15 protein-coding genes are annotated in these 18,411 nt (G+C 53.6%); 8 read left to right on the forward strand and 7 right to left on the reverse strand.

Going from position 1 to position 18,411, the window contains the following annotated elements:
- Positions 1-182: 182 nt before the first annotated feature.
- The 3 genes from fucI to fucU are packed head-to-tail and all read left to right on the forward strand — an operon-like array spanning position 183 to position 3,835.
- Positions 183-1,961 carry an L-fucose isomerase gene (fucI, locus tag DD597_RS16455; RefSeq protein WP_032657382.1) on the forward strand — a complete coding sequence of 593 codons (1,779 nt, stop codon included), beginning with the start codon at positions 183-185 and terminating at the stop codon, positions 1,959-1,961.
- Between the two features lie 49 nt (positions 1,962-2,010).
- On the forward strand, positions 2,011-3,414 hold the full coding sequence (fucK, locus tag DD597_RS16460; protein WP_181014319.1) for an L-fuculokinase: 1,404 nt from the start codon (positions 2,011-2,013) through the stop codon (positions 3,412-3,414).
- The gene (gene fucU / locus DD597_RS16465) at positions 3,407-3,835 is read left to right on the forward strand and encodes an L-fucose mutarotase (RefSeq protein WP_022650472.1); all 429 of its coding nucleotides are present in this window, start codon (positions 3,407-3,409) and stop codon (positions 3,833-3,835) included. The genes fucK and fucU overlap by 8 nt, the downstream gene beginning before the upstream one ends.
- A gap of 41 nt (positions 3,836-3,876) precedes the next feature.
- Here the strand turns inward: fucU and cyoE are convergent, their stop codons facing one another.
- From cyoE to DD597_RS16500, 7 genes are all read right to left on the reverse strand, one after another.
- Positions 3,877-4,764: a heme o synthase gene (cyoE, locus tag DD597_RS16470; RefSeq protein ID WP_003859062.1), complete on the reverse strand. Its 888-nt coding sequence runs from the start codon at positions 4,762-4,764 to the stop codon at positions 3,877-3,879.
- An 11-nt stretch (positions 4,765-4,775) separates the two neighbouring features.
- Positions 4,776-5,102 carry a cytochrome o ubiquinol oxidase subunit IV gene (locus DD597_RS16475; RefSeq protein WP_006809888.1) on the reverse strand — a complete coding sequence of 109 codons (327 nt, stop codon included), beginning with the start codon at positions 5,100-5,102 and terminating at the stop codon, positions 4,776-4,778.
- Positions 5,102-5,716 (reverse strand): cytochrome o ubiquinol oxidase subunit III, encoded by a 615-nt coding sequence (locus DD597_RS16480; protein WP_003859057.1) that lies wholly within the window; start codon positions 5,714-5,716, stop codon positions 5,102-5,104. Before DD597_RS16480 ends, DD597_RS16475 begins: the two co-directional genes overlap by 1 nt.
- On the reverse strand, positions 5,706-7,697 hold the full coding sequence (gene cyoB / locus DD597_RS16485) for a cytochrome o ubiquinol oxidase subunit I (protein WP_022650473.1): 1,992 nt from the start codon (positions 7,695-7,697) through the stop codon (positions 5,706-5,708). Before cyoB ends, DD597_RS16480 begins: the two co-directional genes overlap by 11 nt.
- A gap of 16 nt (positions 7,698-7,713) precedes the next feature.
- Positions 7,714-8,661, reverse strand: a complete 948-nt coding sequence (gene cyoA / locus DD597_RS16490; protein ID WP_003859054.1) for a cytochrome o ubiquinol oxidase subunit II — start codon at positions 8,659-8,661, stop codon at positions 7,714-7,716.
- Positions 8,662-9,139: 478 nt separating this feature from the next.
- Positions 9,140-10,615: a muropeptide MFS transporter AmpG gene (gene ampG / locus DD597_RS16495; RefSeq protein WP_023324230.1), complete on the reverse strand. Its 1,476-nt coding sequence runs from the start codon at positions 10,613-10,615 to the stop codon at positions 9,140-9,142.
- A 45-nt stretch (positions 10,616-10,660) separates the two neighbouring features.
- Positions 10,661-11,239 carry a lipoprotein gene (locus DD597_RS16500; RefSeq protein ID WP_003859052.1) on the reverse strand — a complete coding sequence of 193 codons (579 nt, stop codon included), beginning with the start codon at positions 11,237-11,239 and terminating at the stop codon, positions 10,661-10,663.
- A 303-nt stretch (positions 11,240-11,542) separates the two neighbouring features.
- On the opposite strand from DD597_RS16500, the gene bolA reads away from it, so the two are divergent.
- From bolA to lon, 5 genes are all read left to right on the forward strand, one after another.
- Positions 11,543-11,860, forward strand: coding sequence for a transcriptional regulator BolA (bolA, locus tag DD597_RS16505; RefSeq protein ID WP_003859051.1), 318 nt, complete (start codon positions 11,543-11,545; stop codon positions 11,858-11,860).
- 331 nt (positions 11,861-12,191) lie between these two features.
- Positions 12,192-13,490, forward strand: a complete 1,299-nt coding sequence (gene tig / locus DD597_RS16510; RefSeq protein WP_015571277.1) for a trigger factor — start codon at positions 12,192-12,194, stop codon at positions 13,488-13,490.
- A 260-nt stretch (positions 13,491-13,750) separates the two neighbouring features.
- Complete coding sequence (gene clpP, locus DD597_RS16515; protein WP_006809880.1) at positions 13,751-14,374, forward strand: ATP-dependent Clp endopeptidase proteolytic subunit ClpP; 624 nt, start codon at positions 13,751-13,753, stop codon at positions 14,372-14,374.
- Between the two features lie 127 nt (positions 14,375-14,501).
- Positions 14,502-15,776: an ATP-dependent protease ATP-binding subunit ClpX gene (gene clpX / locus DD597_RS16520; protein WP_006809879.1), complete on the forward strand. Its 1,275-nt coding sequence runs from the start codon at positions 14,502-14,504 to the stop codon at positions 15,774-15,776.
- A gap of 184 nt (positions 15,777-15,960) precedes the next feature.
- A complete protein-coding gene (gene lon, locus DD597_RS16525) occupies positions 15,961-18,315 on the forward strand; it encodes an endopeptidase La (protein WP_006809878.1) in 2,355 nt (784 codons plus the stop codon).
- Positions 18,316-18,411 lie beyond the last annotated feature (96 nt).

The raw sequence follows: 18,411 nt of genomic DNA on the forward strand, positions 1-18,411 counted from the left end.
TTTGACCTCTCATCGTGAAACTGCTCACAGATCCTGCACATTTATCTTGTCTCATTTTTAGGGAGAACTCTAAGCTAATTCGAGTTAGCAAATTTCACCACTTTCCGTTCACGGTGCTGCCCGGGCGCTTTTTCACGGCTATGCCCCTGAGACGGATAGGTTAACCAACGTGAGGAAGGGCTATGAAAACGATAAAAGCGTTACCCCGGATTGGCATTCGACCTGTTATTGATGGCCGCCGAATGGGCGTACGCGAATCTCTGGAAGAGCAGACCATGAACATGGCGAAAGCCACGGCGGCGCTACTCACTGAAAAATTACGCCACCCCTGCGGTACGCCCGTAGAGTGCGTAATTGCCGACAGCTGCATTGCCGGAATGGCGGAATCCGCCGCTTGCGAAGAGAAGTTCAGCACGTGTCACGTTGGTCTGACGATCACCGTCACCCCATGCTGGTGCTACGGGAGTGAAACCATTGATATGGATCCGCTGCGCCCGAAAGCGATCTGGGGCTTTAATGGCACCGAGCGTCCGGGGGCGGTATACCTCGCAGCGGCGCTGGCAGCGCATAACCAGAAAGGGATCCCGGCGTTTTCCATTTACGGCCACGATGTACAGGATGCGGGCGACGAGACCATCCCGGCAGACGTTGAGGAAAAATTGTTGCGTTTCGCCCGGGCGGGCCTGGCGGTCGCCAGCATGAAGGGGAAAAGTTATCTGTCGGTGGGCGGTGTCTCAATGGGGATCGCGGGCTCGATTGTCGATCACAACTTCTTTGAATCCTGGCTGGGGATGAAGGTGCAGGCGGTGGATATGACCGAACTGCGTCGCCGCATCGATCATAAGATTTACGACGAGCAAGAACTTGAGCTGGCCCTGAGCTGGGCGAAGGCACATTTCCGTTTCGGCGAGGATAAAAACGCAGAGCAGTATCGTCGCAATGAACAGGAAAATGCCGCGATCCTGCGGGAGAGCCTGCTAATGGCGATGTGCATCCGCGACATGATGCAGGGCAACCCTAAACTCGCTGCAATGGGCCGCGTGGAGGAATCGCTGGGCTATAACGCCATTGCGTCCGGTTTCCAGGGGCAGCGCCACTGGACGGATCAGTATCCAAATGGTGATACCGCAGAGGCGCTGCTGAACAGCTCTTTCGACTGGAACGGTATTCGCCAGCCGTTGGTGGTGGCGACGGAAAATGACAGCCTTAACGGGGTAGCGATGCTTTTTGGGCATCTGATGACCGGCACCGCGCAGATTTTTGCTGATGTACGCACCTACTGGTCGCCGGAGTCGGTTGAGCGTGTTACCGGCCAGAAGCTCACTGGCCGGGCTGAGCACGGCATTATCCATCTGATCAACTCCGGCTCGGCGGCGCTGGACGGTACAGCGGAGCAGAAAGACGCCGAGGGGAAACCGACCCTGAAACCACACTGGGACATTACTGAGCAGGAAGCCAGCGCGTGCCTGGCCGCAACCCACTGGTGTCCGGCGGTGCATGAATACTTCCGCGGGGGCGGTTTCTCATCAAACTTCCTCACCCGGGGTGGCGTGCCATTTACCATGACCCGCGTAAACCTCATCAAGGGTGTGGGTCCGGTATTACAGATAGCGGAAGGCTGGAGTGTTGAGCTGCCGGAACACGTACATGACATTCTTAATAAGCGCACCGATTCAACCTGGCCTACCACCTGGTTTGCCCCACGCCTGACCGGTAAAGGCCCGTTCAGCGACGTCTATTCGGTGATGGCGAACTGGGGCGCTAACCACGGGGTATTAACCGTCGGGCACGTCGGCGCTGATTTCATCACCCTGGCGTCCATGCTGCGCATCCCTGTATGCATGCATAACGTACCGGAGGCGCTAATTTATCGGCCGACGGCCTGGGGCGCTCACGGTATGGATCCGGAAGGGCAGGATTACCGCGCCTGTGAAAATTACGGACCGTTATACAAACATTAAGCTGGCCTGCCAGCCTGCTCCGGCGGGCTGGCAGCCTGTGGGGATCGCGATGAAAAAATGTTTTCTGGTTCTCGATTGTGGCGCGACGAACGTGCGCGCCATTGCGCTGGATCCCGAAGGGAATATTGTGGCGCGCGCCGTGGTGGCGAACGAAAGCGAAAGCGCCGCTGAAAATCCGGCCTGGCACCAGTGGTCGCTCGACGCCATCATGCACCGTTTTGCCGTCTGTTGTCAGAAAATCAGCGCAGCGCTGAGCGAGCATCAACTGTGCGGAATGAGTGTGACGACCTTTGGCGTGGATGGCGCACTGGTAGATGAGCAGGGAGAACTGCTTTACCCGATCATCAGCTGGAAGTGCCCGCGAACCGTGCCGGTGATGGAAGCGGTTGCCCGTTCATGCTCCCCGGCAGAACTACAGCAGATCACCGGCGTTGGGCAGTTTAGTTTCAACACGTTGTATAAGCTAGGCTGGCTTCAGGACAACCATCCCGATCTGTTACAGCGTGCTCACGCCTGGCTTTTTATCTCCTCGCTAATCAACCATCGCCTGACCGGAAAGATGACGACCGATCTCACGATGGCCGGTACCAGTCAGATGTTCGATCTGCATCAGCAGCGCTTCAGCGAAACGATCTTAAGCAAGATCGGCGTGCCTCATTCCTTTTTCCCGCCGCTGGTTTCCCCCGGAGAAAGGATTGGTGAATTGCGGCCCGACGCTGCATCCAGGCTCGGATTGCCTTGCTGTGTGCCGGTGATCTCCGCCGGGCACGACACGCAGTTTGCCCTTTTTGGCGCCGGGGCGGGAATTAATGAGCCAGTTCTCTCTTCGGGTACCTGGGAGATTTTAATGGCGCGCACCACGCAGGTTGATACCGCTTTGCTGGGGCAATACCCGGGCGCGACCTGCGAACTGGATAGCCGGACGGGGCTCTATAATCCGGGAATGCAATATCTGGCGTCTGGCGTACTGGAGTGGATCCGCGCGCTGTTCTGGTCGCCTGGTACCGACTGGGACATTATTCTGGCTCAGGCGGCGGCAATTCCGAACGGCGCGGATGGCGTCACGATGAATACCCAACTGCTCGACTCTCCACTCGCCGGCTGGCAGGGCGTTACGCTCACCACCACGCCAGCCCATTTTTACCGCGCAGCCCTGGAAGGACTCACGGTGCATCTGCAAGAAAAATGCCTGGCGCTGGAGACGATCGCGCAATTTAAGGCGCGTGAACTCCTGCTGGTGGGGGGAGGTAGCCGCAATATGCTGTGGAATCAGCTCAAGTCCAATGCGCTTGGGATCCCGGTGAAGGTTCTTGAAGAGGCTGATACGACCGTGCTAGGGGCATCTTTGTACGGATGGTGGGGCGTCGGAGAAACGGCCAGCGCTGAGGCTGCTCGCGATCGGGTCCACTATCGTTACCGTTATTTCTATCCTGAGGAGCAACCTTGTGCTTAAAACGATATCCCCTCTGATTTCACCCGAGCTGCTGAAAACGCTGGCAGAGATGGGTCATGGTGACGAGATTATTTTTGCAGATGCTCACTTTCCCGCACACAGCCTGGGGCCAAAGACGATCCGCGCAGATGGCCTGCTCATCAGCGATTTGCTGGCCGCGGTGATACCGCTGTTTGAACTCGACAGCTATGCGCCACCGCTGGTGATGATGGCCCCTGTCGACGGGGATACGCTCGATATCCAGGTCGAAGCGCGCTATCGCAACGCACTCTTTGGTGAGGCGGAAGGGGAGGGGATTACGCGTATTGACCGTTATGCGTTTTATGCGCGGGCACAGAAAGCGTACGCCATTGTGGTGACGGGCGAGACCGCGAAATACGGCAATATACTGTTAAAGAAAGGGGTTACGCCGTACCCATAAAAAAACGCCGGGTTAAACCCGGCGTTTTTACTTAAGTCTTCTTACCAGACGTAAGTCAGCAGGTTTTGTGAATCAGGCACCATGAAGTCTACGGACATCATCACGGACAGGGAGGTGATGGCGACAATCGAGAACACAAACAGCTTGCGTGCCCAGACCTTGTCATCTTCCACTTTGTAACCGCGCAGGGCCATGCCGAGCCACCAGACGCTCACCGCAGCTGCTACCACCAGATATTTATATCCGGCGTAACCGCCCAGAGAGAGCATCAGCGTTGCCACGGCAAAAGCGATGATGTAGAGCGTGATGTGGTTCTTGGCAACCGAAATGCCTTTCACGACCGGCAGAACCGGAATGTTCGCCGCCTGATAATCCTTAAAGCGGAAAATCGCGATGGCGTAGGAGTGCGGCATCTGCCACAGGCTAAAGATAGCCAGCAGGATCAGCGCACCGCTGTCGAACTCGTTCGTGACGGCGCAGTAGCCAATCACCGGCGGCGCAGCGCCGGAGAGAGAACCAATTAGCGTGCCGTAGACGGAGTGACGTTTCATATACAGGCTGTAGACGCCTACATACACCACGAACCCCATCACCCCCAGCCAGCAGGCCAGCGGGTTAGCACCAAACCACAGCAGCATAAAGCCAGCAATACCCAGCAAGGTGGCGTACACCAGCGAGACGGAAGGGGCAATCAGGCCTTTAACCAGCACCCGATTTTTGGTCCTTTCCATCTTCTTGTCGATATCCATGTCGATGTAGTTGTTAAATACACAACCGGACGCAACCACCAGTGACACACCGACCAGGGTGTAAATAAAGAGGGTGTAATCAATGCTGCCTTTAGAGGCCAGCAGGAACCCTCCGATTACGGAGATCAGGTTGCCAAAGATGATGCCTGGTTTCGTGACTTGCAGGTATTGCTTAAACATACTCGCCGCTCTTAGTGAACCATCATGTTGTAGTTAAGATTCCACATAATCCAGATGGAACCGACTACCAGGATAGCGATGATAATCACGGTAAAGATAAAGGCCGTCATGTTCCAGCCTTCATCGGACTTGGTGTTCATGTGCAGGAAGCAAACCAGATGCACCAGAATCTGAATCACCGCGGTCACCAGGATTGCGCCCAGGATAACCGGCTTAGATGCAGAACCGTTCATCACCATCCAGAACGGGATCACCGTCAGAATGATCGACAGGATGAAACCTGTCATGTAGGTTTTTACGCTGCCGTGGGAAGCGCCATGATCGTTAGAATGACTCATTACATCGCCCCCATCAGATAGACAACAGAGAACACACAGATCCATACCACGTCCAGGAAGTGCCAGAACAGGCTCAGGCACATAATACGGGTACGGTTAGTACTGGTCAGGCCGCGACGGGAGATCTGGAACATCAGTACCGCCATCCAGATCAGACCCGAGGTCACGTGCAGACCGTGGGTGCCGACCAGCGCGAAGAACGCTGACAGGAAGCCGCTACGATCCGGGCCGAAACCTTCCATGATCAGGTGATGGAATTCATAGATTTCCATCCCGATAAAGCCAGCACCAAACAGCCAGGTCAACGCCAGCCAGGAGACAACCTGGCTCTTGTTGTTTTTGTACATGGCGATAGCCGCCATGCCGTAGGTGATGGAGCTGAATAACAGCAGTGCGGTTTCAACCAGTACGAACGGCAGCTCAAAGATGTCCTTACCGGTCGGGCCGCCCGCTGTGCCGTTCACCAGAACGGCATAGGTTGCGAACAGACAGCAGAACAGGATGCAGTCGCTCATCAGGTAGATCCAGAAACCGAAGACTTTCGTCGGTCCTGTATCATGGTGCGCATGTTCATGCGCGTGGGCAGTCGAGTGCGCCAGAGTATCAGTTGCCATTTTTCAGCCCCGCTTTAGAAATCTCGTCAAAATGCTGGTTTTCCAGCTTTTCAACTTCACGGACTGGTACGTAGTAGTCCACGTCCTCGTCAAAGCTCTTCACAATCCAGCTGATTACGATGCCAGCGAAGCCAACAATCGCCATCCACCAGATGTGCCAGATCATTGCGAAACCAAATACCGTTGCGAAGGCGGCAATGACTATGCCCGCACCGCTGTTTTTCGGCATATGGATCTCTTCGTAATGTTCAGGTTGCTTGTACGCTTCACCTTTTTCTTTCATTTCCCAGAATGCGTCACGCTCATGAATGTGCGGCACTACGGCAAAGTTATAGAACGGAGGTGGAGAAGAGGTAGACCACTCCAGCGTACGGCCACCCCACGGGTCACCGGTCAGGTCGCGGTTCAGGTTACGGTCACGGATAGACACGTAGTACTGAATCAGCTGGCACAGAATACCGCAGGCAATCAGCGCTGCGCCGCCCGCTGCAATCATCAGCATTGGGTGGAACTGCGGATCGATCTGCTGGCTCAGACGACGGGTCATACCCATGAAGCCCAGCACGTACAGCGGCATAAATGCTACGAAGAAGCCAATGATCCAGAACCAGAACGCGCGTTTACCCCATTTCTCGTTCAGCGTGAAGCCGAACGCTTTTGGCCACCAGTAGGTTACGCCAGCGAAGCAGCCGAAGACCACGCCACCGATGATAACGTTATGGAAGTGCGCAATCAGGAACAGACTGTTGTGCAGAACGAAGTCAGCACCAGGTACCGCCAGCAGTACCCCGGTCATCCCACCTACGGAGAAGGTCACGATGAAGCCGATGGTCCACAGCATGGCTGAGTGGAACACGATACGGCCCTGGTACATGGTGAACAGCCAGTTGAAGATCTTAACCCCGGTCGGGATCGCGATAATCATGGTGGTAATACCGAAGAAGGCGTTTACGTTGGCGCCCGCACCCATAGTGAAGAAGTGGTGCAGCCAGACGATGAACGACAGAACGGTAATACATACGGTTGCCCACACCAGAGAGGTGTAACCAAACAGACGTTTACGCGAGAAGGTTGCCGCGATTTCGGAGAACACACCGAACACCGGCAGAACCAGGATGTACACTTCCGGGTGACCCCAGGCCCAAATCAGGTTGATGTACATCATCATGTTGCCACCCATATCATTCGTGAAGAAATGGGTACCCAGATAGCGATCCAGGGTCAGCAGCGCGATGGTGACGGTCAGAATTGGGAACGACGCGATAATCAGGACGTTGGCGCACAGAGATGCCCAGGTAAATACTGGCATCTTGAACATCGTCATACCTGGTGCACGCATCTTCAGGATGGTCACGAAGAAGTTAATACCGGTCAGAGTGGTACCGACACCGGAGAGCTGAAGCGCCCAAATCCAGTAGTCAACGCCCACGCCCGGACTGTATTCAATTCCCGACAGCGGCGGGTAGGCCAGCCAGCCGGTCTGAGCAAATTCGCCCACACCCAGTGACAGGTTAACCAGGATAACGCCGACAACCGTGAACCAGAAGCTCAGGTTGTTCAGGAACGGGAACGCAACGTCGCGCGCGCCGATTTGCAGCGGAACGACCACGTTCATCAGACCGATTACCAGCGGCATCGCCACGAAGAAGATCATGATAACGCCGTGGGCGGTAAAGATCTGATCGTAGTGGTGCGGTGGCAGGAAGCCGGCTTCGCCCGCAGACGCAAGCGCCTGCTGGCTACGCATCATGATTGCATCCGCAAAGCCACGAATTAACATGACGATACCGACGATGCAGTACATGATACCGAGTTTTTTGTGGTCAACCGAAGTCAGCCACTCATTCCACAGGTAGCTCCACTTACCGAAGTAAGTGATCAGGCCAACTAAGGCCGCGCCACCAATGATAATTGCAGCCACCGTAACCATAATAATCGGTTCATGGTAGGGCACTGCATCCAGTGTCAATTTTCCGAACATTTTCTTCCTCGGCCCCTTAGTGAGCGGTTTCCGCGTGGCTCATGTCCATGCCTTCCATACCCTGGTGCGTGTTGTGCTCGCCTTCAGGCTGGGTCATGTCCATGCTCATGCCGTGATCCATAAATTTGCCAATAACATCTTTGAACAGATTCGGTTTCACGTTAGAGAAGTACTCCACCTTGTTGTATTCGCTAGGTGCAGCCACTTTTTCGAACGCCGCCATGTCAGACATGGTGTTGGTAGACTGCTTCGCTTTTGCAACCCACTGGTCGAAAGTCGCGCGGTCTGGCGTAGCGATAGCTTTGAACTTCATACCCGAGAAGCCCGGGCCACTATAGCTGGCGGAGATACCGTCGTAGGTGCCTGCTTCATTCGCGATCAGGTGCAGGTTAGTCTGCATACCGGCCATCGCGTAAATCTGGCTACCCAGACGTGGGATGAAGAAGGAGTTCATTACGGAGTTGGAGGTCACTTTGAACTGAACCGGAGTGTTCGCCGGGAAGGCGATTTCATTCACGGTAGCAATGCCCTGTTCTGGATAGATGAAGAACCATTTCCAGTCCATGGAGACCACTTCAATGGTAATAGGTTTTTCATCGTGAACCAGCGGTTTGCTCGGCTCAAGTGCGTGAGTGGTTTTCCAGGTCAGTACAGCAAGGAACAGGATGATCAGAATAGGTACCGTCCAGACCACAGCTTCCACTTTATTGGAGTGTGACCAGTTAGGGCTATACTTCGCATCTTTATTGCTCGCACGATACTTCCAGGCGAAACCAACAGCCATCAAGATGGCAGGAATAACCACAATCAACATCAGGCCAAAAGCCGTCAGTATCAATGAACGTTGTTCCAGTCCAATCTGTCCTTTGGGGTCTAGTAGTGCAGAATCGCAGCCACTGAGTAATACAGTGCCTGCGAATAATGACAACCATCCCAAACTTTTATTGTATTTCCTGAGTCTCATTTAACGACCTCAATTCCACGGGAGTCTGGTGGCGTTTAAAGTGTGGGGGCATTTTACGGGAAGGTTACATTACTGTAAACATCATTAGCCCTGTGTCAGGAAGGTGTTACCGGGTTCTGCCGCACATGTCACAAGTGTTGCAAATTATGTCGCGTTTTCCGGGGGAAGCCGCACGGAGTGGGCGTTATAACGAAAGGGTGCCCCAGCATACCGCAAAAGGGACAATTGGTATAACCATTGCGGAAAATACACAAATAATTAACAATTAATTATCAATAAAAAGACAACTAAAAAACGAAAATTCAATCTTTCGAATGCTGAATCGTTTAACGGAAAATAGCGTAGCGAAATAAGCTCCAATAATTTCCGAATGCTATCCCGCACAAAACAACAAATATTTTTTTTGCCGATGGCGGTTATTTCGCCGTTATAATTTCGTGTCGTTATTACAACGGGAAATAACCTTTCGCTTTTTACTTCATGTCATCTGCGTTTTCCGCAGTGACATGAAATCCAGCATCCCACCGGTCAGGATACCCACGATGGCGAGAAACACGCCTGCATCAAGCAGCTGGGTTTCAAAAGGAAGCGACAAGGTGGTCGTCGCATTGATAATGAGTACCGCGAGCCACACTACCAGCGCAAGACAACCTGCCATCAGCAGACGCAGGGCAAACCGGTAGGCAGCCTGATATTCCGTGCGCGGCATGAAGTGTTCCGTCCGCTGGGTATATTCCAGCGTCTGGCGACAGACCAGCAACAATAAAATCCCCGGCACAGCCGCCACCACCGAGAAGAGATAAAATGTCGGCCAGCCGTGGGCTTCAACAAACCAGCCCGCGACGGGACCTACGTACACGCGCCCGACGGCTGAGAGGGCAGAGAGCAGGGCAAACTGGGTGGCGGAAAATGACTTATTGCACAGCGTCATCAGCAGGGCGACAAATGCCGCTGTGCCCATACCTCCGCACAGATTTTCAAAGAATACCGCCGTCGCCATGCTGATCATATGCTTGTCGGTGATCGACAGCAGCCAGTAACCGGCATTCGAAGCGCCCTGAAGGATGCCGAAGATCAGCAGAGCACGGAACAGCGACAGACGCTGCATCAATACGCCGCCGTACAGCGCGCCGACGATCGTGGCAAACAGCCCCAGGGTTTTGTTCACCACGCCGACCTCCCCCGCATCAAACCCGACGCCGCGGATCAGGAAGGTGGTGGTCAGACTCATGGCGAAAGCGTCGCCGAGCTTATAAAGGACAATCAGCAGCAGGATCAGCCAGGCATTATTGCGACCAAAGAAGTCGCGGAGCGGTGCGGCGACGGCCTGCTCCAGCGAGCGGGGAACCGGAATCACATCGCTCGGTTCAGGCGCGAATAGCGTGGCAAAAATGCAGGGGATCAGCAGAGCGGCCATCAGCCAGTACATTCCCTGCCAGCCGAGATAGCGGTCGGCAAGCCAGAGGGCCAGCCCGCCGGAAACCAGCATACCCAGGCGGTAGCCAAGCACGCTGATTGCCGCACCGGCACCACGCTCTTCCGCTGGCAGGACGTCCGTCTTCCAGGCGTCAAAAACAATGTCCTGCGAAGCGGAGCAGAAGGCGATGACCACCGCAAGCGCGGCCATCCAGCGCAGCTGTGTTGACGGCTCAAGGAAACCCATTGCGGCAATGGCCAGCAACAGCAGCACCTGCGTCATCGCTAACCAGCCGCGACGGCGCCCGAGGAACGGTGGGGTATAGCGATCCATCACCGGCGACCACAGGAACTTAAAAACGTAAGCCTGGCCGACGAGCGAGAAGAAACCAATGGTTTTAAGATCGATGTTCTCAACCGTCATCCACGCCTGTAACGTGCCGGAGGTGAGCGCAAGGGGCAAACCGGAGGCGAAACCAAGGATCAGCAGAATAGCTGATTTCGGTTGCTGGAAAATGCGTAAGTAGTGACTGGACATGTTCTTATGAACTGACCCGGTGAAGCACCGGGTCAGTCAGCAGGATTAACGGGCGTTCTGCTTGATGAAGTCGTGAATGCTGGTGTCCTGTGCCATGTCGGCAATGGTGTCAGTCAGCACGCTGTTAACCGCGTCAGCGATATTTTTGTTGGAGGCCTGGAATGCGCCTTCAACGGAATAGCTCGCACGGTAGTTTTTGTTCATTTTGTTGCCGTTCTTCGCGGTAGCGATGATGGCGATATCGGCTTTAGTCGCAATGTTGTAGCGAACGTTACCCTGGGAGACGTCAGCGTACAGGTTGTTCACGATGATTTGCAGATCAACCGCGCCGCTTGGGCCAATCATGTAGCCGCGGGAGGTCATCTGTTTCTCCAGCACTTCCTGCAACAGGAAGCGCAGGTCGCGGGAGGCGGTCAGCGTGACCTGTTGGTTGTCGCGAGTCACTTTCGCCAGCGCCTGGTCCTGACGCTGATCGGCGCCATTAATGCTGACCGTAACGCCCATCAGGCTTGGATCCTGCTGAGGCAGGGTAATTTTTGGTGAAACGTCAATGGTCGTCGGCGGAGTCGCGCAGCCGGCGAGCATAAAGAGTGCTACCAACGGAAAGAAGAGTTTTTTTAACATTTTCGGGTTCTCAACGAATCGTAAGCAAAGAGAGAAAAATTGCCGCCATCATAACATCGCTAACGGCCAGGGGAAGTGGTCAACGCATGTAAATTCATCGCCTTGTCCGAAAACTGACCACCTTTCCGCTTTTCTCTGCCTGTAAGTGACAAAACGTATGAACCTCATAGTGAACTTCATTCGTTTGGGTGAGAAAATCAGACGAAAGCTAAATATTTGTTGTCAAGGTGTAATGGAACCGGTAAAAGCGGCTAATATTTAAAGGGATGGGTGACATCTTAGCGTTGTCGGAGGAGTGATTTCATGATGATACGTGAACAGATAGAAGAAAAATTAAGGGCAGCGTTCAACCCTGTGTTTCTCGAAGTTGTCGACGAAAGCTATCGTCATAACGTGCCGGCAGGTTCTGAAAGCCACTTTAAAGTGGTTCTGGTCAGCGATCGCTTCACGGGAGAACGTTTCCTGAACCGACACCGCTTGATCTACAGCACCTTGACGGAAGAACTCTCCACAACCGTACATGCGCTGGCGCTGCATACCTACACCATTAAGGAATGGGAAGGGCTACAGGATACGGTATTCGCATCACCGCCTTGTCGGGGTGCAGGCACCATCGCCTGATAAATCGGATTTGCAACCGCCGGAGTTTTTCCAGTATGTTGCTTACAGATTTCGTCAAGACGGCCTTCGGGCCGTTTTGTTTTGTCTGAGTTTTGAGCGGATGGCGCGTTTTTAAGGCTAAAAATAGCCTTAAAGTGTGAAAAAAGCCGCAGCAACATGCTCCAACCGTTCTCGACTCACCTAAGTGATGCCGCTATAATGCCGCGTCTTATTGAATGTCTTCGGGATGATTCTGGCGACAGGGAATGTGAATCTGCACATAAGAGAGCATCCCGGTATAACAGACAGATTCAGAGTTGACCGAGCACTGTGATTTTTTTGAGGTAACAAGATGCAAGTTTCAGTTGAAACCACTCAAGGCCTTGGCCGCCGTGTAACGATTACTATCGCTGCTGACAGCATCGAAACTGCTGTGAAAAGCGAGCTGGTCAACGTAGCAAAAAAAGTACGTATTGACGGCTTCCGCAAGGGCAAAGTACCAATGAATGTTGTTGCTCAGCGTTATGGCGCTTCCGTGCGTCAGGATGTGCTGGGTGAACTGATGAGCCGCAACTTTATCGACGCGATCATCAAAGAAAAAATCAATCCAGCCGGTGCGCCGAACTACGTTCCAGGCGAATACAAGCAGGGCGAAGACTTCACCTACTCCGTAGAGTTCGAAGTGTACCCGGAAGTTGAGCTGAAAGGTCTGGAATCTATCGAAGTTGAAAAACCGATCGTTTCCGTGACCGACGAAGACGTTGACGGCATGCTGGATACCCTGCGTAAGCAGCAGGCGAACTGGAAAGAGAAAGAAGGCGCTGTTGACGCGGAAGACCGCGTAACCATCGACTTCACCGGTTCTGTAGACGGCGAAGAGTTCGAAGGCGGTAAAGCGTCTGATTTCGTACTGGCGATGGGCCAGGGTCGTATGATCCCAGGCTTCGAAGACGGTATCAAAGGCCACAAAGCGGGCGAAGAGTTCACCATCGACGTGACCTTCCCTGAAGAATACCACGCTGAAAACCTGAAAGGTAAAGCAGCGAAGTTCGTTATCAACCTGAAGAAAGTGGAAGAGCGCGAACTGCCAGAACTGACTGAAGAATTCATCAAGCGTTTCGGCGTGGAAGATGGTTCTGTTGCGGGCCTGCGTACCGAAGTGCGTAAAAACATGGAGCGCGAGCTGAACGGCGCTGTACGTAACCGCGTGAAGTCTCAGGCGATTGAAGGTCTGGTGAAAGCGAACGACATCGACGTTCCTGCTGCCCTGATCGACAGCGAAATCGACGTTCTGCGCCGTCAGGCTGCACAGCGCTTCGGTGGCAACCAGCAGCAAGCGATGGAACTGCCACGCGAGCTGTTCGAAGAGCAAGCGAAACGTCGCGTTGTTGTTGGCCTGCTGCTGGGCGAAGTGATTCGTACCCACGAGCTGAAAGCTGACGAAGAGCGTGTGAAAGGCCTGATCGAAGAGATGGCTTCTGCATACGAAGATCCATCAGAAGTGATCGAGTTCTACGGTAAGAACAAAGAGCTGATGGACAACATGCGCAACGTCGCGCTGGAAGAGCAGGCTGTAGAAGCGGTACTGGCGAAAGCGAAAGTCACCGAAAAAGAGACCTCTTTCACCGAACTGATGAACCAGCAGGCGTAATTTCGCCCCAACGGTTTAAAGTTTGAACAAAAAACCCGTTGCCCTCCGGCGACGGGTTTTTTTTATCACAGCTTTAGTCCTGGAAGGGTGCTAAAACGCCCTTTCAGTGTTAGCGTTACAACAAAACGTTGTTATGCTTGAAATAGGGCATGGCGACCCCCATTAGTATGTAATCACGATGATTGAGACTGGCTGATAATCCGTCCATAAGGTTACAATCAGTACAGCAGGTGTTTTCAATTTTGAACCAGGAGACGGAAATGTCATACAGTGGCGAACGAGATAACTTTGCACCCCATATGGCGCTGGTGCCAATGGTTATTGAACAGACCTCACGCGGTGAGCGTTCTTTCGATATCTATTCCCGTCTGCTCAAGGAACGCGTTATCTTTCTGACCGGCCAGGTGGAAGACCATATGGCTAACCTGATCGTGGCGCAGATGCTGTTCCTGGAAGCGGAAAACCCGGAAAAAGACATTTACCTGTATATCAACTCGCCGGGCGGTGTGATTACGGCGGGCATGTCTATTTATGACACCATGCAATTCATCAAGCCGGATGTCAGCACCATCTGTATGGGGCAGGCGGCGTCCATGGGGGCTTTCCTGTTAACCGCAGGGGCGAAAGGTAAGCGTTTCTGCCTGCCTAACTCCCGCGTGATGATTCACCAGCCGCTGGGTGGTTACCAGGGCCAGGCGACGGATATTGAAATCCACGCCCGAGAAATTCTGAAAGTAAAAGCGCGCATGAATGAACTTATGGCGCAGCATACGGGTCAACCTCTCGAGCAGATCGAGCGCGATACCGAGCGCGATCGCTTCCTCTCTGCGCCAGAGGCAGTTGAGTACGGCTTAGTCGACTCCATTTTGACCCATCGTAATTGATGCCCGCGACGCGAGTGTGCCGCTATACTAAGGTAGGGCGGCACGTTGCCTGTAAGCAGCTTGCGTCTGAGAATGGCATTTGCGTCGTCATGTGCGGCACATAGAACTTAAAAAGAGGTTTGGACTCATGACAGATAAACGCAAAGATGGTTCGGGCAAACTGCTGTACTGCTCTTTTTGCGGCAAAAGCCAGCATGAAGTGCGTAAACTGATTGCCGGGCCGTCCGTGTATATCTGCGACGAATGCGTCGATTTATGTAACGACATCATTCGCGAAGAGATTAAAGAAGTCGCGCCGCACCGTGAGCGCAGCGCGTTACCAACGCCACACGAGATTCGCCACCACCTGGACGACTATGTTATTGGTCAGGAGCAGGCGAAAAAAGTGCTGGCGGTGGCGGTATACAACCACTACAAACGTCTGCGTAACGGCGATACCAGCAATGGCGTAGAACTGGGCAAAAGTAACATTTTGCTGATCGGGCCTACCGGTTCCGGTAAAACCCTGCTGGCAGAAACGCTGGCGCGCCTGCTGGATGTTCCGTTCACTATGGCGGATGCCACCACCCTGACCGAAGCCGGTTATGTGGGTGAAGACGTTGAAAATATTATCCAGAAGCTGCTCCAGAAGTGCGATTACGACGTACAGAAAGCCCAGCGCGGGATCGTCTATATCGATGAGATCGACAAAATCTCTCGTAAATCAGACAACCCGTCCATCACCCGTGACGTCTCGGGCGAGGGCGTGCAGCAGGCGCTCCTGAAGCTGATTGAAGGTACGGTTGCGGCTGTTCCACCGCAGGGTGGGCGTAAACATCCGCAGCAGGAATTCTTGCAGGTTGATACCTCTAAGATCCTGTTTATCTGTGGTGGTGCGTTTGCAGGCCTGGATAAAGTGATCTCTCACCGTGTGGAAACCGGCTCCGGCATTGGTTTTGGCGCAACGGTGAAAGCCACGTCTGAAAAACCAAACGAAGGCCAGCTGCTGGCGCAGGTTGAGCCGGAAGATCTGATCAAATTCGGTTTGATTCCGGAATTTATCGGCCGTCTGCCGGTTGTGGCGACCCTGAACGAACTGAGCGAAGACGCGTTGATTCAGATCCTGAAAGAGCCGAAAAACGCGCTGACCAAGCAGTATCAGGCGCTGTTTAATCTGGAAGGCGTTGAGCTGGAATTCCGTGACGAAGCGTTGGACGCGATTGCCAAGAAAGCGATGGCGCGTAAAACCGGTGCCCGTGGCCTGCGTTCTATCGTGGAAGCAGCATTGCTCGACACGATGTACGATCTTCCTTCTATGGAAGACGTCGAAAAAGTCGTGATCGACGAGTCCGTCATTGGTGGCCAGACCAAGCCGTTACTGATTTACGGTAAACCGGAAGCGCAGCAGGCATCTGGCGAATAATTCACCATTTCATACAATCAGTTAATCAAAAAGGGGGGATTTTATCTCCCCTTTACTTTTTCCGTATTCATGGCGTTGAATGTATGGGAAACATCCCCATATACTGGATTACATGTTAATGGTTGTGTGAAGCACAGTTACATGACCAGTTTACCTGGCGGACACTAAACTAAGAGAGAGCTCTATGAATCCTGAGCGTTCTGAACGCATTGAAATCCCCGTATTGCCGTTGCGCGATGTGGTGGTTTATCCGCACATGGTCATACCCTTATTTGTAGGGCGGGAAAAATCTATCCGTTGCCTCGAAGCCGCCATGGATCATGATAAAAAAATCATGTTGGTCGCGCAGAAAGAAGCATCAACGGATGAGCCGGGTGTAAACGATCTTTTCACCGTCGGGACCGTGGCCTCTATTTTGCAGATGCTGAAGCTGCCAGACGGCACCGTGAAGGTGCTGGTGGAAGGCTTACAGCGTGCGCGTATTACCACTCTGTCAGACGATGGCGAGCACTTCTCTGCGAAGGCAGAGTACCTTGATTCACCGGAACTTGATGAGCGCGAGCAGGAAGTGCTGGTACGCACCGCGATCAGCCAGTTCGAAGGCTACATCAAGCTGAATAAGAAAATCCCACCTGAAGTGCTGACGTCGCTGAACAGCATCGACGATCCTGCACGTCTGGCGGATACCATCGCTGCGCATATGCCGCTGAAGCTGGCTGACAAACAGTCCGTGCTGGAAATGTCCGACGTTAACGAACGTCTGGAATACCTGATGGCGATGATGGAGTCTGAGATCGATCTGCTCCAGGTTGAGAAGCGCATTCGCAACCGCGTCAAAAAGCAGATGGAAAAATCGCAGCGTGAGTACTATCTGAACGAGCAAATGAAAGCCATTCAGAAAGAGCTCGGCGAGATGGACGATGCTCCGGATGAAAACGAAGCGCTGAAGCGTAAGATCGACGCGGCGAAGATGCCGAAAGAGGCGAAAGAGAAAGCTGAAGCTGAGTTGCAGAAGCTGAAAATGATGTCTCCGATGTCGGCGGAAGCGACCGTTGTACGCGGCTACATTGAGTGGATGGTGCAGGTTCCGTGGAATGCCCGCAGCAAGGTCAAAAAAGACCTGCGTCAGGCCCAGGAGATCCTGGATACCGACCACTACGGCCTGGAACGTGTGAAAGACCGCATTCTTGAGTACCTCGCGGTACAGAGCCGTGTGAACAAAATCAAAGGCCCAATCCTGTGCCTGGTAGGGCCTCCAGGGGTGGGTAAAACCTCTCTGGGTCAGTCCATCGCCAAAGCGACAGGGCGTAAGTACATCCGTATGGCGCTGGGCGGCGTGCGTGATGAAGCGGAAATCCGCGGTCACCGCCGTACCTACATCGGTTCCATGCCGGGCAAGCTTATCCAGAAAATGGCGAAAGTGGGCGTCAAAAACCCGCTGTTCCTGCTCGATGAGATCGACAAAATGTCTTCAGACATGCGTGGCGATCCGGCGTCGGCGCTGCTGGAAGTGCTTGATCCAGAGCAGAACGTGGCGTTTAGCGATCACTACCTGGAAGTGGATTACGACCTGAGCGATGTGATGTTCGTGGCGACGTCGAACTCCATGAACATTCCGGCACCGCTGCTGGACCGTATGGAAGTGATCCGTCTGTCCGGTTATACCGAAGACGAGAAGCTGAACATTGCCAAACAGCACCTGCTGCCGAAGCAGATTGAGCGTAACGCGCTTAAAGCCAACGAGCTGACCGTTGAGGACAGCGCCATTGTCGGCATTATTCGTTACTACACCCGTGAAGCGGGTGTGCGTAGCCTCGAACGTGAGATCTCTAAGCTGTGCCGTAAGGCGGTGAAACAGCTGCTGCTGGATAAGAGCCTGAAGCACATCGTGATTAACGGCGACAATCTGCATGCGTACCTGGGCGTTCAACGCTTCGACTACGGTCGCGCAGACAACGAAAACCGTGTTGGTCAGGTGACCGGTCTGGCATGGACGGAAGTGGGCGGCGATCTGCTGACCATCGAAACCGCCTGTGTTCCGGGCAAAGGCAAGCTGACCTACACCGGTTCGCTGGGTGAAGTGATGCAGGAGTCCATCCAGGCGGCGCTGACCGTGGTACGCGCGCGTGCGGAAAAACTGGGTATCAACCCGGATTTCTACGAAAAACGCGATATTCACGTTCACGTTCCGGAAGGGGCGACGCCGAAAGATGGCCCAAGCGCGGGTATTGCCATGTGTACTGCGCTGGTTTCCTGCCTGACAGGTAATCCGGTTCGTGCTGATGTGGCCATGACCGGTGAAATTACGCTGCGTGGTCAGGTACTGCCTATCGGCGGGTTAAAAGAAAAACTGCTGGCGGCACACCGCGGTGGGATCAAAACCGTATTGATCCCTTACGAGAATAAACGCGATCTGGAAGAGATTCCGGACAACGTTATTGCCGATTTGCAGATCCATCCGGTGAAACGCATTGAGGAAGTTCTGACTCTCGCACTGCAAAATGAACCGTCCGGAATGCAGGTTGTAACCGCAAAATAGTGACCTCGCGCAAAGAGCGCCAATAAAAACAAGGCTGGTAAGTCATTTCGTACTTGCCAGCCTTTTTTTGTATAGCTAATTTAGATTGCTGATTGG

The organism is Enterobacter cloacae complex sp. 677-3DZ2D5B (assembly GCF_004136695.1).
GTDB classification, from domain to species: Bacteria; Pseudomonadota; Gammaproteobacteria; order Enterobacterales; family Enterobacteriaceae; genus Enterobacter; species Enterobacter hormaechei_C.

What these genes read in the sequence shown, in the direction of transcription:
- fucI (WP_032657382.1), top strand. Translation starts at nt 183, where the DNA reads ATGAAAACGATAAAAGCGTTACCCCGGATTGGCATTCGACCTGTTATT.
- fucK (WP_181014319.1), top strand. Translation starts at nt 2,011, where the DNA reads ATGAAAAAATGTTTTCTGGTTCTCGATTGTGGCGCGACGAACGTGCGC.
- cyoE (WP_003859062.1), bottom strand. Translation starts at nt 4,764, where the DNA reads ATGTTTAAGCAATACCTGCAAGTCACGAAACCAGGCATCATCTTTGGC.
- DD597_RS16475 (WP_006809888.1), bottom strand. Translation starts at nt 5,102, where the DNA reads ATGAGTCATTCTAACGATCATGGCGCTTCCCACGGCAGCGTAAAAACC.
- DD597_RS16480 (WP_003859057.1), bottom strand. Translation starts at nt 5,716, where the DNA reads ATGGCAACTGATACTCTGGCGCACTCGACTGCCCACGCGCATGAACAT.
- cyoB (WP_022650473.1), bottom strand. Translation starts at nt 7,697, where the DNA reads ATGTTCGGAAAATTGACACTGGATGCAGTGCCCTACCATGAACCGATT.
- cyoA (WP_003859054.1), bottom strand. Translation starts at nt 8,661, where the DNA reads ATGAGACTCAGGAAATACAATAAAAGTTTGGGATGGTTGTCATTATTC.
- ampG (WP_023324230.1), bottom strand. Translation starts at nt 10,615, where the DNA reads ATGTCCAGTCACTACTTACGCATTTTCCAGCAACCGAAATCAGCTATT.
- DD597_RS16500 (WP_003859052.1), bottom strand. Translation starts at nt 11,239, where the DNA reads ATGTTAAAAAAACTCTTCTTTCCGTTGGTAGCACTCTTTATGCTCGCC.
- bolA (WP_003859051.1), top strand. Translation starts at nt 11,543, where the DNA reads ATGATGATACGTGAACAGATAGAAGAAAAATTAAGGGCAGCGTTCAAC.
- tig (WP_015571277.1), top strand. Translation starts at nt 12,192, where the DNA reads ATGCAAGTTTCAGTTGAAACCACTCAAGGCCTTGGCCGCCGTGTAACG.
- clpP (WP_006809880.1), top strand. Translation starts at nt 13,751, where the DNA reads ATGTCATACAGTGGCGAACGAGATAACTTTGCACCCCATATGGCGCTG.
- clpX (WP_006809879.1), top strand. Translation starts at nt 14,502, where the DNA reads ATGACAGATAAACGCAAAGATGGTTCGGGCAAACTGCTGTACTGCTCT.
- lon (WP_006809878.1), top strand. Translation starts at nt 15,961, where the DNA reads ATGAATCCTGAGCGTTCTGAACGCATTGAAATCCCCGTATTGCCGTTG.